The 14985-nt window shown below is 53.9% G+C and carries 12 protein-coding genes; 6 read left to right on the top strand and 6 right to left on the bottom strand.

Annotated features, from left to right (window positions below):
• Positions 1-31: 31 nt before the first annotated feature.
• Positions 32-1792 carry an extracellular solute-binding protein gene (locus CJA_RS11075; protein ID WP_012487891.1) on the bottom strand — a complete coding sequence of 587 codons (1761 nt, stop codon included), beginning with the start codon at positions 1790-1792 and terminating at the stop codon, positions 32-34.
• A 124-nt stretch (positions 1793-1916) separates the two neighbouring features.
• Positions 1917-2981 (bottom strand): microcin C ABC transporter permease YejB, encoded by a 1065-nt coding sequence (locus CJA_RS11070; RefSeq protein WP_012487890.1) that lies wholly within the window; start codon positions 2979-2981, stop codon positions 1917-1919.
• 361 nt (positions 2982-3342) lie between these two features.
• On the opposite strand from CJA_RS11070, the gene CJA_RS11065 reads away from it, so the two are divergent.
• A complete protein-coding gene (locus CJA_RS11065) occupies positions 3343-5706 on the top strand; it encodes a TonB-dependent receptor (RefSeq protein WP_012487887.1) in 2364 nt (787 codons plus the stop codon).
• A gap of 39 nt (positions 5707-5745) precedes the next feature.
• Here the strand turns inward: CJA_RS11065 and sppA are convergent, their stop codons facing one another.
• From sppA to arsC, 4 genes are all read right to left on the bottom strand, one after another.
• Complete coding sequence (sppA, locus tag CJA_RS11060; protein WP_012487886.1) at positions 5746-7653, bottom strand: signal peptide peptidase SppA; 1908 nt, start codon at positions 7651-7653, stop codon at positions 5746-5748.
• Between the two features lie 71 nt (positions 7654-7724).
• Positions 7725-8177 (bottom strand): DUF2069 domain-containing protein, encoded by a 453-nt coding sequence (locus CJA_RS11055; RefSeq protein ID WP_012487885.1) that lies wholly within the window; start codon positions 8175-8177, stop codon positions 7725-7727.
• A 29-nt stretch (positions 8178-8206) separates the two neighbouring features.
• Complete coding sequence (gene wrbA, locus CJA_RS11050) at positions 8207-8821, bottom strand: NAD(P)H:quinone oxidoreductase (RefSeq protein WP_012487884.1); 615 nt, start codon at positions 8819-8821, stop codon at positions 8207-8209.
• A 12-nt stretch (positions 8822-8833) separates the two neighbouring features.
• Entirely contained in the window at positions 8834-9178 is a 345-nt protein-coding gene (gene arsC, locus CJA_RS11045) for an arsenate reductase (glutaredoxin) (protein WP_012487883.1), read from the bottom strand.
• 129 nt (positions 9179-9307) lie between these two features.
• Between arsC and CJA_RS11040 the strand changes: the two genes are divergently transcribed.
• From CJA_RS11040 to CJA_RS18695, 5 genes are all read left to right on the top strand, one after another.
• Complete coding sequence (locus tag CJA_RS11040) at positions 9308-10591, top strand: YihY family inner membrane protein (RefSeq protein WP_012487882.1); 1284 nt, start codon at positions 9308-9310, stop codon at positions 10589-10591.
• A gap of 113 nt (positions 10592-10704) precedes the next feature.
• Positions 10705-11070: a response regulator gene (locus CJA_RS11035; RefSeq protein WP_012487881.1), complete on the top strand. Its 366-nt coding sequence runs from the start codon at positions 10705-10707 to the stop codon at positions 11068-11070.
• A gap of 69 nt (positions 11071-11139) precedes the next feature.
• Positions 11140-12396, top strand: coding sequence for a valine--pyruvate transaminase (locus CJA_RS11030; protein WP_012487880.1), 1257 nt, complete (start codon positions 11140-11142; stop codon positions 12394-12396).
• A 603-nt stretch (positions 12397-12999) separates the two neighbouring features.
• On the top strand, positions 13000-13344 hold the full coding sequence (locus CJA_RS11025; RefSeq protein ID WP_012487878.1) for a 4a-hydroxytetrahydrobiopterin dehydratase: 345 nt from the start codon (positions 13000-13002) through the stop codon (positions 13342-13344).
• 137 nt (positions 13345-13481) lie between these two features.
• Entirely contained in the window at positions 13482-14981 is a 1500-nt protein-coding gene (locus tag CJA_RS18695; RefSeq protein WP_012487877.1) for a winged helix-turn-helix domain-containing protein, read from the top strand.
• The last annotated feature ends 4 nt before the right edge of the window (positions 14982-14985 follow it).

The following is a 14985-nucleotide window of genomic DNA, read 5'->3' as shown; positions in this document are numbered from 1 at the left end:
AGCTGCCCTATGGAATCAACAGGCTTATGTACTATGGCGTTTCCAGGGTTGAATCCCACCAGGTGCTGATCACCCATTCATTGGCGTTGAAGTAAAGCGGCAGGGTAGCCGGCCGTTGCAGGCGCTTGTGGTAGATGATGTGGTGGTGGGTGAGGTAGCGCCAGGGCTGGATGTAATGGCCGTGCATCAATACGCGATCCAGCGCCCGCGCAGTGGTTTCCATTTCCTCGTAGGACTGCGCATCCATCAATTTCAGAATCAGCGCATCGATCACCGGCGATTTTACGCCAAGGATGTTTTCCGAGCCCTGCACATCGGCATCGGCGCTGTTGAATTTGCGCCAGAGTTCCGCGCCGGGCATGCGCGCTTCGCGCAAACCGATAGGCGCAAAGTCGAATTTGAATTCCTGCATCAGCTTGCGCCCGGTGGCCGGGTCGGATTGGCGGCGCTTGACTTCAATACCGATCTTGCCCAGGTTGAGGTAATAGGGATCCATCAGCATATTGGCACCGCGCGCACCACTGACTTCAATGACAAAGGGTTCCCCTTGGTCATTGCGCAGGGCATTGTCGCGATAATACCAGCCGGCTTCGCCAAAAAGTTTAAGGGCATGCAACAGGTTTTTACGCAGGCTGGAGGGTGGTTTGGTGCTTGGCAGTTCCACCATCGGGCCAAAAACAGCCGGGTCCAGCTGGTTGCGCCAGGGCGCCAGTATTGCCAATTCCGCTTTGCTAGGCAGACCGCTGGCCGCCAGTGGTGTCGTAGCAAAATAACTGTATACCCGGCCAAAGTGATTATCGAAAATTTTTTGGTTTACCCATTCAAAATCCAGTGCGTAATTCAGTGCTTCACGTACCTTGGGGTTCTGGAAGCGCTCGTGGCGCAGGTTAAAACCATGGCCGACCATGGCCGGTGGATTTTGGTGGGGTACTTTCTCTTTGATTAATTCGCCTGTATCGAAACGGTGCCCAATATATTGGCAACACCAGTAGCGCATCTGGTGTTCCATAAAGAAATCGTATTGCCCGGCACGCAATGCAGATACCTGGGTATCGCGGTCTTTGTAGAGTTTGTAAACCACCTGGTCGAAGTTGAGTGTCCCGCGGCGGACGGGAATATCCTTGCCCCAGTAATCGGGGTTGCGGGCATAGGTGATACCGCGCGATTCGATGGCGCGTTCAATGCGATAGGGGCCGGTGGCAATGGGAGGTTCATTGCGCAATTGCGCAAAGGGAACTCGCTCACCGTTTTCCGTTAAACCCCATTTGGGGGAAAAGACCGGCAAGCTGCCTGCAACAAAGGGCAGGTCGCGACCTGGGCGGGAAAAGACAAAACGCACTTTCAACGGGTCGATAATTTCTACACGCTTAATCTCGGAAAAATAGGCGGCAAAGATGGGGCTGGCAGCAGGGCTGCTTAACGTATCATAGGAATATTTCACATCCTCTGCCGTTACCGGGTCGCCGTTGGAAAAGCGTGCCTGGGAATTAAGGCGAAAGATGACCCAGGTAAAATCCCCGGCAACATCGATGTCATCTGCCAGCAGGCCGTATTGGGTATTGCGTTCGTCCAGGCTGTATACAGTGAGTGTTTCAAATATTAATTCCATCAGGCCGGGTGCCGGCCGCCCTTTCAGGCTAAAGGGATTGAATTTATCGAAGCTGCTATTGGCACCGGTGTTGGACAGGTTGAGTACACCACCTTTGGGAGCATCGGGATTTACATACTCGAAATGGCTAAAACCGGATGGATATTTGGGATTGCCGAACTGCGCAAAACCATGCGCTGCCAAATACGTTGGCCCGGTGATAATCGTGCAGCTCGGGTAATCGGCTCAACATCTGCAGTGGAGGTTTGAGTGGGAGACAGGGTGGTCCGCTCGATAGCGGTGGGGGATAACAGTGGGGCATTCATGGTCATGCTTCCTGTGCCGAGAACTTGATGCGTGGATCCACCAGGACATAGGCAATATCCCCCAATAATTTGATCAGCAAACCTATCAGGGTAAATAAGTAGAGGGTGCCCAGCACGACAGGATAATCGCGATTGTTGATGGACTCGTACGACAGCAGCCCTAAACCGTCGAGCGAGAACAGGGTTTCAATTAATAGGCTGCCGGTAAAAAACGCACCGATAAAGGTGCCGGGAAAACCGGTCACCAGCGGCAGCAGGGCATTGCGGAATATATGTTTCCAGAGAACGCGTCGCTCCGAGAGTCCCTTGGCGCGTGCTGTAAGCACATATTGGCGGCGAATTTCTTCGAGGAACATGTTTTTGGTCAGCAGGGTTTTAATGGCGAACAGGCTAACTACCGACGCTGTCACCGGCAGCGTGACATGCCAGAGGTAATCGAGGATCTTGTCGCTGGTGCCCAGCTCATGCCAGTTATCGGAAGTTAAACCACGCAGGGGAAAGATGTCCCAGAAAGAACCTCCGCCAAACAACACAATGAGCATTACACCCAAAATAAATCCTGGCATGGCATAGCCGATTAATACCAGCAGGCTGGTAATAAAATCGAAGCGCGAGCCGGCGCGCACGGCTTTGGCAACACCCAGGGGTACAGAGATCAGATAGGTCAGGAAAAATGTCCATACGCCGAGGGAAACGGTGACTGCCAGCTTTTCCTGGATAAGCGACGCCACACTCTGGTGGTGGTAATAGCTATCGCCCAGCTCAAAGTGCAGGAAATTCTTTAACATATGCCAATAGCGTTCCAGCGGCGGCTGATCAAAACCATACAGGGTTTTGATTTGCTCCACCTGTTGTGCATCTATGCCGCGCCGGCCGCTGTAGTTCCAGCCTCCACTGGCGCTTTCACCGGTGTCGGCACCGGAGCGGGCGCCATGGCTATCCAATTGCGCCAGCATATGTTCTACCGGGCCGCCGGGCATAAATTGCATCACAATAAAGGTGAGCGTCAGTATGCCCAACAGCGTGGGCACCATGACAAGTAAGCGCTTGATTAAGTATTGCCACATGAATTTAGATTCCTGGTTGTGAGCATAGAAACCTGGATGAGGTTTTGCTTTTTGCACACTTATTTCTATTGTGGGGCTATTAGGCAGAATTCATACCAATGTTATTTCTATTCACACAGGCAGTGACGTAGCAGTTGTAAAGGAAAGTTTTTCTGTTTGTCGATCGGTGATGGCAGGAAATGTTGTTGATATTTAAACAGCGCGCGTTGATTCAACAACAATACAATCTGTGTAAATTGATTATCCGCATTGATTTTCCTCCGTTTTTTTATTGGCGTGTTATTTGCTTTGGTGGCGATTTGTTGTGTTAAGTAATTATTAATTGCTATGACCATAGCCTGGAACAATGAGGGAAAGTCGCATGCCATTTAAATCTAATGTGCTGTATGCCGCGCTGTTGGCTACTGCATCCATATCGCTCAGCAGCCAAGCGCAAGAGAGTAAAAAAACGAACGAAGAAGCGCAAAGCCAGGATGCAAAACGCCTCAAGGCCGTTGTTGTTACCGCACAAAAACGCGAGCAGTCTGTGCAATCGGTACCCTTGGCAATTGCGGTCATCGGCGGTGACCAGGTGCTTGAGCGAGGCCTCTCCAGTTCCAATGATGTGCAACGCCTGGCGCCGGGTTTATCCGGGCAGCAGAGCGGTTTTTCGCGTCCGCGCTGGTTTATTCGCGGCATAGGTTCCAACGATCCAAACCTGACGACAGAAAGTCCGTTGGGCGTGTATAACGATGAAGTTTTTACGGCGCTGACTTCCCTGCAGTCTTTTCCCATCTTTGACCTGGAGCGGGTGGAAGTATTGCGTGGTCCCCAGGGAACCCTGTGGGGTAAGAACACTACCGCCGGTGCAGTGAATTACATTTCCCGTCGTCCGGATTTTGCCACCAGTGGCTATGTGCGTGCCAGTTTGGGCGATTGGGGGGCTAAAGCCATCCAGGGTGGTTTGGGCGGTGCTATCAATGAGCATACTGCCGGACGCATTGCGTTTTATCACAATAGTTATGATGGCTATGCCAGGAACCTGGCAACCGGTAATGATGGCCCAAGCTTTGAAGAGAATGCATTGCGTGTACAGTGGCTTACTAACGTGACAGATACGTTTAATGCCTTGGTTAAAGTGCATTTGCACAAGCGTGAACCGGGCGGTGGTTATTCCTATCAGGTGCACAGTGAGCCGGGCGGTGCTGACCGCTTTGGTTTTACGCCAGCCTATGGCACCAACCCAAAAGCAGGTGATGATTATTACGCTGGTGAAAGTGAAGATATTACCAATACCGAAGGTGCGTTGGTAAAACTGAATTGGGCATTGGGTGGTGCTACGCTGACATCCATTAGTTCCTATGATGAGAGTGAAGGTCACTCAAAATCCTTTTCCGGCCATCCGCCCACTTACACCGGGACACGTGACACAACGTCTGGCCGTGGTGAGGATTATTCCCGACAAGCGTCTCAGGAAGTGCGCCTGGTTTCGCCCCAGGATGGCCCATTGACCTGGATCGGTGGGTTGCATTTTTTCCGCTACTCTTTTGTCCAGGATTCCGCCAGCGCTACTTTTGCACCTTCGACCCGCAGTAATTATTCGCGCACATGGCGCGGGCAGGACGCGGAGAGCTATGCCGTTTTTGGCAGTGTTAAATATGAGTTTACCGATAGCTTCCGCCTGAATGCAGGTTTGCGCTGGACGGATGAAGACAAGGACATCACCATTCACACAGTGCGTACTCCGACAGGTGCAACGACCTTCAATAATGTATCCAGTTGGTGGAATACCGCTGCATTGAATACGGCATTTAATTACGATGAAGCAGTCAGTGCCGCGGATAGCTGGAATGAAGTCACGGGTGATATTACACCGGAATGGCAAATCAACCGCGATGCGCTGGCCTATTTCCGCTACGCGCGCGGTTATCGTTCCGGTGGCTTTGGCGCCAGTATCCCTACCTTGAATTCGGCGCAGATCGCTGCGGGTGTTGTTCCTTATATCCCGGTTGTGGAGCCTGAATATCTGGATGCTTATGAGTTGGGACTGAAAAGCACCTGGCTGGATGGCACACTCAATGTCAATTCCGCCGTTTTTTATTATGACCACAAGGATATCCAGCTTAATGTGCAGGCACCTAATCCGCTCAACCTGATTAATCCACCCTCCGGCTCTTTCTCGCAAAATGCTTCCCAGGGGGAAATAAAAGGCTTGGAACTGGAGGCTCATTGGGTCCCCACTGCGAACCTGCAATTGCGTGCGGCTTACAGCCTGGTGGATGCCAGGTATGTGGATTTCTATCCGTTGTTGTCTGTGAGTGGTGTTACCCAAACGGTCGATCGCAGTGGTAACCGTTATTTCCGTACCCCCAAGCACCAATTTTCGGTGGATGCACAATACCGCATCCCCACGGACAGCGCCGGTACCTACATATTGTCAACCGATTGGGTATATCGCAGCCATCAATACTATGATGCGGCGCGCCAGGGTGCCGCCCAGGGTGAAGTGGCCCGTGCATTGGATGGCAATGTCTACCAACGTGAGTGGCAGGAACAGGGTGCCTATTGGATTGGCAATGCGCGTGCGGCGTATCTGACCCGCGATGAGCGTATTGAATATTTTATTGAGGTGCAGAATGCGGCAGATGAAAACTATGTTGTGAATGCGACGGCGGCTTCACCCAGTTATCCGGTTTCGCTGGGGACGCCGCGTTTTGTGCAAGTGGGGGTTATCACCCGGTTTTGATATACCGGGTGATGGCAGGGACGCGGGGAGTGGGTGGCGCTAGGGCGCCACACATTCCAGGCATTTTACGTAAACACCTTGCGGGTCATTCAGCTGTTGCAATTCCTGCAACGGTTTAATAATCGGGCTGACGCTATTCAGGAGTTGCAGGGAGGCCAATGACTCCAACAGTGAATGGGGTATGAACCCCCAGGCGCTGTTTTCTGCCAGGGAACGCAGTAATTCTTCGCGCGGTGATAAGGGTGGCTCAACCAATTCGACACGGTAGGTCTCCAATCCAGCACGTTCTGCAACAGCGGCAATGGTGTCCTCCAGGGTACCCAGGTTATCAACCAGCCCCAATTCTTTTGCCCTGGCTCCTGTCCATACGTGACCCTGTGCAACCGCATCGATTTGCTCCGGCGTTTGCTGGCGGGTTTCGGCAACCAGATGGATAAAGCGCTGGTATATATTGTCCACGCTTTGCTGGACGATATCGCCCATCTTGGGTGACAGGGGGCGGCTGATGCTCATACTGCCTGCCAGTTCGGTGGTGGCAATGCCATCGCTGGTGATGCCCATGTTACCGAGTGTTTTTTCAAGGGTTGGAAACGCACCGAACACACCAATGGATCCTGTGATAGTGGTGGGCTGTGCCCAGATTTCATCACTGGCAGTGGCAATCCAGTAACCACCGGACGCGGCAACGCTGCCCATGGAGATAAATACCGGAATGCCTTTGTCGCGCAGCGCATTTATTTCTGTGCGGATAATTTCTGAGGCGAAGGCGCTGCCTCCGCCCGAATCCACCCGAATCACCAGGGCTTTGAGATTGTCATTTTCCTTCGCCTGGCGCAGCAGTTTAAGCATACTTTCACTGCCTATGCTGCCGGGGCGCTGCGATCCATCCTGGATGCCACCGACAGCGGTGATCAATCCCACCAGGTTTGGCTCCGGGGAAACCTGGCTGCGCACATCGGCCAGGTAGCGTTTTACGCTTACATTTTTATAAAGCCCTTTGCTGTTTTTCTTACCGACTGTGTCGGCGAGCAATTGCTCCATATCCTGGCGGCTGAGTAATTTATCAACCAGGCCCTTTTCCAGCGCCAATTTGGCACTGTCGCCCCGGGTCTGCTTCAGGTAAGTGTCCATGTTGTTAATAAAATCATTCAGGCTGCCCGGCTCCAGGTTGCGCGCTTTTTCCACCTGTTGGGTGTAACTGTGCCAAAGTGCATTTAACCAGGCGCTATTGTGCTCGCGCGATTCGTCGGACATGTTGTCGCGCAGGAAGGGCTCCAGGAAATCTTTATATTTGCCGGAGCGGAAGGCGTGAATGGTGATCCCCAGTTTGTCCAGTGCGGTTTTGTAATAGGCCATGTAGCGACCGTAGCCGGTGACTTCAACACTGCCCATATCGTGTAGATAAATGTCGTCGGCAAAACTGGCGAGGTAATATTGATCCTGTGAGTAGTAATGGCTGGCAGCAATGATTTTTTTGCCGCTGGCTTTAAAGGCTTCCAGCGCCTGTCCAATTTCGTTGATTTTACTGATGCCGCCGCCGAGCAGCTTGCCCGGTTCAATCACAATCATGCTGACACGTTTATCAGTGGCGGCCTGTTGTATGGCTTCGATCAGATCGCGCACCAGGGTTTCCTGTTCTTGCAGGTTTTCATCCGATAGCAACATGCTGGTCGGATCTATGTAGGTGCGTTGGTCCACCAGGATGCCGGTAGGCGCCAGGCGCAGGGCAAATTCTGTGGGCAGGGGTTTGGGGGCTCCCGCACCCAGTGCGGCAATAATGGCAATAACAATCAGTATAAAAAACAGGTTCAGCAATGTATTGCGCAGCCAGGTAATGCTGGCGCCAATAAAACTGAACAAGCGGCGAATGAAACCGCGTTTTTTCGGCGCCGGGCCGGACGGCTGGGGTTCGCGCGCATGCGCTGGTTCGTAGTGATTCACAGACACGATGGGATTCCTTTTTAAGTGTGTGTTTTTGTTAAGTGAGTATTTTTGAGTACATGTTTTGCTGGAAAAGGTTAGGTATTGACCGGTGGCTTGTCTTTGGTGGCCAGGTAGTAATTCCAATACTGCAACCAGCGACTGGTCATCATGGCACTGAGGAACAGGCTGGTGGTGAGCAGGGTAATGAACCAGTCACTCCACCAGCCGCGGCCCATGAGGATAGGGATGATGGCCACAAAATAAATCAGCACCACAAAACACAACCAGCTGTAGGTGCGATGGGTATTGCGTATCAGGCCGGGAATAAAAATTAACAGCGGAATGACTTGCACCAGCCAGAATTTAACACTGCCGGTGTCGCGCAACAGATTCAATAAGGTAAACAACACCAGCAGGCCGGCATAGCTCAGCCAGGCTATCCAGCGGCCTATTTGCAGTTTGCGATAAATGACCTGTGCCTGTTCCAGGCTAATCACCAGGGGGGGGGGGTCGCTACTCGAAGCCTGTGGTTCGCGAATATCAGTCATGCGTATATCTTCTTCAGGTTGAATGGGATTTATCCTGGCTGCCGGGACAGCGCAAGGGCCAGGCGTGCAATGCGTTTACCCAGTGCCTGGCACAGGCCGGTTTCATCGTCACTGAGCCTGCTGCCCTGGGTTTGGCTGGCCAGGTGGGATGCGCCGTAAGGTGTTCCGCCGGTGCGGGTGTGGTGCAAACCGGCTTCACTGTAGGGAATGCCTGCCAGCACCATGCCCTGGTGGAGCAGGGGGATCATCATACTCAACAGGGTGGACTCCTGGCCGCCATGCAGGGTGGAGGTTGAGGTGAACACCGCTGCTGGCTTGTCAATCAAATCCCCATTGAGCCATAGGCTGGAGGTGTTATCGAGGAAATACTTAAGCGGCGCTGCCATGTTGCCAAAGCGGGTAGGGCTGCCCAGGATCAGGCCGGCACATTGCTTGAGGTCATCTTCACTGCAATACAGCGCGCCCGACGGGGGAATTGCTGGCTCACTTGCCTCTGTCACCGGTGAGACGGCAGGTACCGTGCGCAAACGGGCTTCGATACCGGTCACCTGTTCGACACCGCGCGCGATCTGTTGCGCCATGGCCAGGGTAGAACCGGTGCGGCTGTAGTAGAGGATAAGGATGTATGGGGTAGTGGCTGACATAAAATACTCCGCTTATACCAGCGACAAAACGTTTTCGGGGGGGCGGCCGATCACCGCCTTGTCTCCGGTGATGGCAATAGGGCGTTCAATCAGCCTGGGGTTGCTGACCATGGCCTCAATCAACGCGGTTTCACTCAAGCCGGGGGCTGACAGGTTAAGTTCCTGGTAGGCATCTTCACCCTTGCGCAGCAACTCGCGTGCGCTGATCCCCAGTTTTTTCAACAGGGCTTTGAGCTGTTTGGCTGTAGGTGGGGTTTCCAGGTAGAGCACTATCTCGGGCTCCTGTCCTTTAGCGCGCAACAGCGCCAGGGCATCGCGGGATTTTGAGCAGCGGGGGTTGTGGTAGAGTGTGATCATTCAATAACTCGCAAGCGCTGTGGGCGTGTGTTTGCCCCGGATTGTGGTTTTACAAAAATTGGTTTTACAACAGTCGGGCGCTGATTATAGCGGCTAGACTCTCCCTGACTATTAAGGAATGTCATTCCCATGGCTTTATCGACCCCGGTTACGGACTTCAAGCAAGGTTTCCTGCAACAGTTGAACTGGCTCAAGGGCTTTTTGTATTTGATTGTTCAGCAGTATCAGGCCAAGGCTTGCCAAAAGAGTGCGGCATCCCTGACCTATATGACGCTTTTCGCCACCGTTCCCATGATGACGGTGACCTATGCCATGTTTTCCATCATCCCCGCATTCCAGCACCTGGGCGATCAATTGCAAAACCTGATCTTTACCCATGTACTCCCCAACAACGAGCAGGATATCAGTCGCTACCTCAAAAACTTTTCTGCCCAGGCGCGCCAGCTAACCTGGCTGGGCGGGGTATTCCTGGTGGTATCGGCTTATTTGATGCTGAAGAATATCGAGAAGAACTTTAACGCTATCTGGGGTGTTGCCCAGGGGCGCCGCGGGATTGCCAACTTCCTGCTGTACTGGGCCATCCTGAGCCTGGGGCCACTGCTATTGGGTGTCGCCCTGGCGATGAGTACCTACCTGACATCCTTCCGCTTGTTAGTGGGGTCTTACGATAGCCTGGGGGTACTGGAGCTGGTCTTCCAGTATGTGCCCTGGTTGTTGAATTGGGCGGCCTTCACCCTGTTGTTTGTTGCTGTCCCCAATTGCAAGGTGCCGACACGCCACGCCCTGGTTGGCGGTTTGCTAACGACGATAGCGTTCCAGGCTCTCAAGGCCATCTTTGCCTGGATTGTCAGCCATTCGTCCTTCACCCTGGTCTATGGGGCCTTTGCTGCCTTACCGCTGTTCCTGTTGTGGGTGAATATGACCTGGATGGTGATTCTGGGCGGCGCTGTATTTGTCCACAGCATCAAGTTCTATCAGATCGGTTTGCGCGACCGTGCCTATCCCGATGTGTTTGCCAGTTTGCTGGTGATTTGGCACCTGCACCAGGCCTCCTTGCGCGGCCAGAGCATGAGTGAATGGCAAATATTGCTGTTGGGTTTATCCACTCAGCAATGGCAGCGACTGAGCAAGCGTTTGCTGGGCCGGCACGTTATCGCCCAGACCCAACAGGGTGATTTTGTATTGTGCTACGACCTGAGCCTTTTGACGCTGAGTACGCTGGCGGAATGGATTGGCCAGCGTCCCGATTGGCCCGGTGTGGATGAGTTAACCCGCGAATTGCCCTGGGGGCAGGCCAGCGAACAGGTATTGGGGGCAGTGGATAATGCCCGTGCCCAGTCCTGGGATCTGACGTTATCGGCATTTTTTGCAGTAAATCAAGCACTTGATAATGCACCGCCATTGGCGCGTTAATTTCTGTGAAAAATCTTACCCTTGTTTAATCTGTGGCTATACTCAGGCAAGACCCCGGTTGAAGCCAGGGGGTATAAAACCACAGTGAAGATATCAACCCAACTGAACACCTTATGACCATACCCCTGTTGATCTGTGATGACTCCATGATGGCGCGCAAGCAGGTAGCGCGCTCACTGCCTCCAGACTGGGATGTTGATATCACCTTTGCAACCAATGGTGTGGAAGGCTTGCAGGCTATTCGCGCTGGCAAGGGGGAAATGGTGTTCCTCGACCTGACCATGCCCGATATGGACGGTTACCAGGTATTGGAGGCCGTAAAAAACGAAGGCCTTGATACCATGGTGATTGTGATTTCCGGCGATGTTCAACCCGAAGCCCATGCGCGCGTCACTGCCCTGGGGGCGATGGACTTTATCCGCAAGCCGGTCAACCCCGAAAAGTTGGAAGAAACGCTGAAGAAGTTCGGGCTTATTTAACGCGGGTGTTGTCCCTGTCTGTCGTATAATCCGCGCCTTTTTGGGGTACCCCCTATTCTGCGAGGCGCCATGCAGTTTTCCCGCTTTGGTCAAAAACTCTGCACAGAGGCTGGCATAGTCACCCTGATGGATGATCTTGGGGAGGCGCTGCGCGTTAACCCGGATATGATTTTTATGGGAGGCGGTAACCCGGCGCGTATTCCGGCAATGGAGCAGGTGTTTGAGCAGGCATTGGCAAAAGTCCTGCAAGATCCGCTGCGGGCTCACCAATTGCTGGGGGTTTACCAGGCTCCCCAGGGCGATACCCAGGTGTTGGATGCCCTGGCGAAGCTGCTGGCCAGGGAATATGGCTGGCCGCTCACGCGCGACAATATCGCCTTATCCAATGGCAGCCAGTCAGCTTTTTTTATCCTGTTCAATTTGTTTTCCGGCGATTATGCCGAGGGGGCACGCAAGCGTATCCAGTTACCGCTAACGCCCGAATACCTGGGGTATAGCGACCAGGGAATCCAGGGCGATACCTTTCTGGCGACGCGTCCGAGTATCGAAGCATTACCCGATGGCTTCTTTAAATACCATGTGGACTTTACCCAACTGCGCATCACATCCAATACCGGAGCCCTGTGCGTATCCCGCCCGACCAATCCCACCGGCAATGTCATCAGCGACGATGAAATGGCCAGGCTGGATGCCCTGGCGCGCGAGCACCGGGTGCCGTTTATTGTGGATGGGGCTTATGGGACACCTTTCCCCAATATCCTGTTCGCCCATGCCACTCCAACCTGGAACGACAATACGGTGCTGGTGCTGAGCTTGTCCAAGCTTGGCCTGCCGGGGGCGCGAACCGGGATTGTGGTTGCCCGCCCCGAGTTAATCCAGGCCTTTGCCCGTGCCAATACCATCCTCAACCTCGCCTGTGGCAATTTCGGGCCGGCCCTGTTGCACCAGTTATTACTCGATGACCAGGTCTTGCCCCTGAGCCGTACACAGGTTGCTCCTTTCTATCGCCAGCGCATGGAATCGGCCGTGGCTTGTTTCAAGCGACACCTGGGCGATTTACCGGTATCTATCCACAAACCCGAAGGGGCGATTTTCCTCTGGCTGTGGTTTAAGGATTTACCGATCAGCAGCCAGCAGCTGTATGAGCGGCTCAAGGCACGCGGTGTGCTGGTGGTATCCGGACACCATTTCTTTCCCGGACTGGAGGATGATTGGCGCCACTGCCATGAATGTATCCGGGTAACCTATTGCCAGGATGAAACCCGTGTGGAGCAGGGGGCAAGGATCATGGGTGAGTTGGTGCGCGAGATCTACGCCGGGGCCTGATAGGCTCCGCGATTACCTTCCTCTATTCCTTTCCTGATCGCCTTTCCTTCGGTTTATCTGATAACCATAAGTTTTAATTGTTATTTTGACTATAACAAATCAGTGTTTTGTGATCTGGGTTTGATCATCTAGTATGATCAGTATGATTTAATCAGTAAAATCAATGCCGTATATAAAAATAAGAAAGCGATTGAGCTGTTCAAACGAGCGGTGTGAGTTGCCCGGCACCCTCTCTCCGGTTGGCAATCAAGCTGTATCTGCGTGACGAATCGGTGTTTGGTGAGGCTGATGCCTTGCCCATGGGCGAGTTTTTTGCGGCTATCGAGCCACATACCCGTGAAGGGAGAGGTGATGTGGTTCGGTAGCCGTACTTTTCGCATTTCTGTATCCGTGATCATCGGTGCAGTTTGCCAATAACCTTTTGATGATCTTGTGTTTGAAACCTGCCTGGCCCACTCCTTGAGTGGGCTTTTTTATGCCAGAGCCCCGGACTTGCACAGGGGGAACTTGGGCTCCTGGTTGGGGAAGGAGTATGATAAATCTCGTTTGCGAATCATCAGGCAGAGGGTGTGGCGTTTAACCTATCCGTTATTGAGGTGAATCATGAGCAGTAGTGCCGAGTTGTTAACACGGGAGCAGGAACTTGCCGCCCTGGCCCAGCTTTCCGATTGGCAAATCCTTGAGACTACCGATATCAAATCCAGCCAGGGGCTTAAGCGCGAGCTTTGTCGCTTTCACACGTTCAGCAGTTTTGAGCTGGCCATGGATTTTATGCGGCAAGCGGCGGTGGTTGTGTCCCGGCTGGACCACCATCCCCATTGGTGCAATACCTATAACCGTGTGGAAATCCGCCTGACCACCTTCAGCCTGGGTAACCAGGTCAGTGATCTGGATGTCAAACTGGCGCTGGCCATGGAATCCCTCCTGGCGCAATCGGCAACTGCTTAAACCGGTGGCTAAACTCCGCGGACCCAATACCAGGGGGACTTAAGGATTCTTAAGGGCCTTTAATCTCCCAATGGCTGGACAAATGGACACAGGGGCGATTAAGGTCGTGCGCCTGTTGCCCAGGATTCCATCGGCCCATGTCCCAGACCAGCGCATCCCCGCTCAAAACCTATCTTCCCAAACACCCGGCGAAAGTCTTTGCAATTGATAGCTGGCGCCTGTGTGTGCACAGCAACAGCCTGAGTTCCGGCGACCAGCGGGTAGAGCTGGAGCATCGCCTGGTGGCTCTGCTGCTGATGTTTATCGACCATCCCGGTGAGGTCTTGGAAAAGGAGCGTATCCTGGCCACCATCTGGCAGGGCAAGGTGGTTAACGACGACAGCCTGGCGGTGGCAATCAGTCATTTGCGCAAGGCGCTGGGGGATAATCCGCGCAGTCCGCGCTATATCAAAACCATTCCCGGTGTGGGCTACCAATTTATTGCCTCCGCCGCACCAGTTGAAGAAGCTCCTGCCACACCAGCCCCTGTCCCTGAAGCAGCTCCGTTAAACCCGGTTATAGCGGAGCGCGGGTATCCCCACCGACGATTCCCCAGGTCTCCCGGACTGTGGATTCCTATCCTGCTTGCGTGCCTGGTGTTGCTGACAGCCTGGTATGCCCGCGATGAAAAAAAGCCGGTATCGTCCCCGGATGAACTCCTGGTCCTGGCGGGCACCCAACTGGCCAGTGGCCAGGCGGAGGGCTGGCGCCAGGCCATCGGCAGTTTCAGGCAGGTGCTTAAACTCCAGCCGCGGACGGCAGCCGCCTACCTGGGTATCGCCCAGGCCAAGATGTGGTTGTTGGGGGAACAGCTGGCCCAGCCCGCACACTGCGACGAAGTCATCGGGCTGCTCGATAAAGCGATCCAGATAGATTCATCCCTGGTTGATGCCTGGCGCGAGCGCGGCAATGCGTATTTCTGGTGTCGGCGCGACACCCTGACGGCGGAGGCCAATTACCAGCGCGCCATGGCCCTGGCACCGGAGGGCGATACGGCGCCGATGCAATTGGCCCAGCTGCGGCTTGCCCAGGGGCGTTTTGAGGAATCCCTGGCGCTGATGGACCTGGCGCGCCAGCATAATCCGCTCAACTATTCGGTACCCATGGTGGTGTGGATCTATCAAATGAACCGGCGCCAGGATCTGGCCTGGGCAGAGCTGCAACGCATCACCCGGGCCGAACCCGATGATCGCTATTACCACGTATCTGCCCAGCGTGTACTTGCCAGCATGGGGCGCGAAGAAGAGTCCTTCGCCCATTGGCAGTGGTTAATGGCCGATGCCGGTTTTGATGACGACAAACTGCAAGCGGTGCAAGCAGCCTTTGCCGAAGCGGGATTGTCCGGTGTTAATCGCTGGTTACTAGAGACGCGCGACACTGCCGATTTAGGCCAATACCTGCCACCCCTGTCCTGGGCGCGCTATGCCCTGGCCGCTGGTGAAACAACCCAGGCACTGGAATTTCTGGAGCAGGCGGCGGCCCTGCCGCAAGTGCCGCTGCTGTGGATTGCCGTTGACCCGGCCTATAGCACACTGAGTGATGAGCCGCGCTTTCGCACCCTGGTCACGCGTTTGCAAAAACCGGTTCAAACAAATTAATAAG

Origin of the sequence: Cellvibrio japonicus Ueda107 (assembly GCF_000019225.1) — a bacterium.
GTDB lineage: Bacteria > Pseudomonadota > Gammaproteobacteria > Pseudomonadales > Cellvibrionaceae > Cellvibrio > Cellvibrio japonicus.
This window is presented reverse-complemented; position numbering and strand designations above follow the sequence as displayed.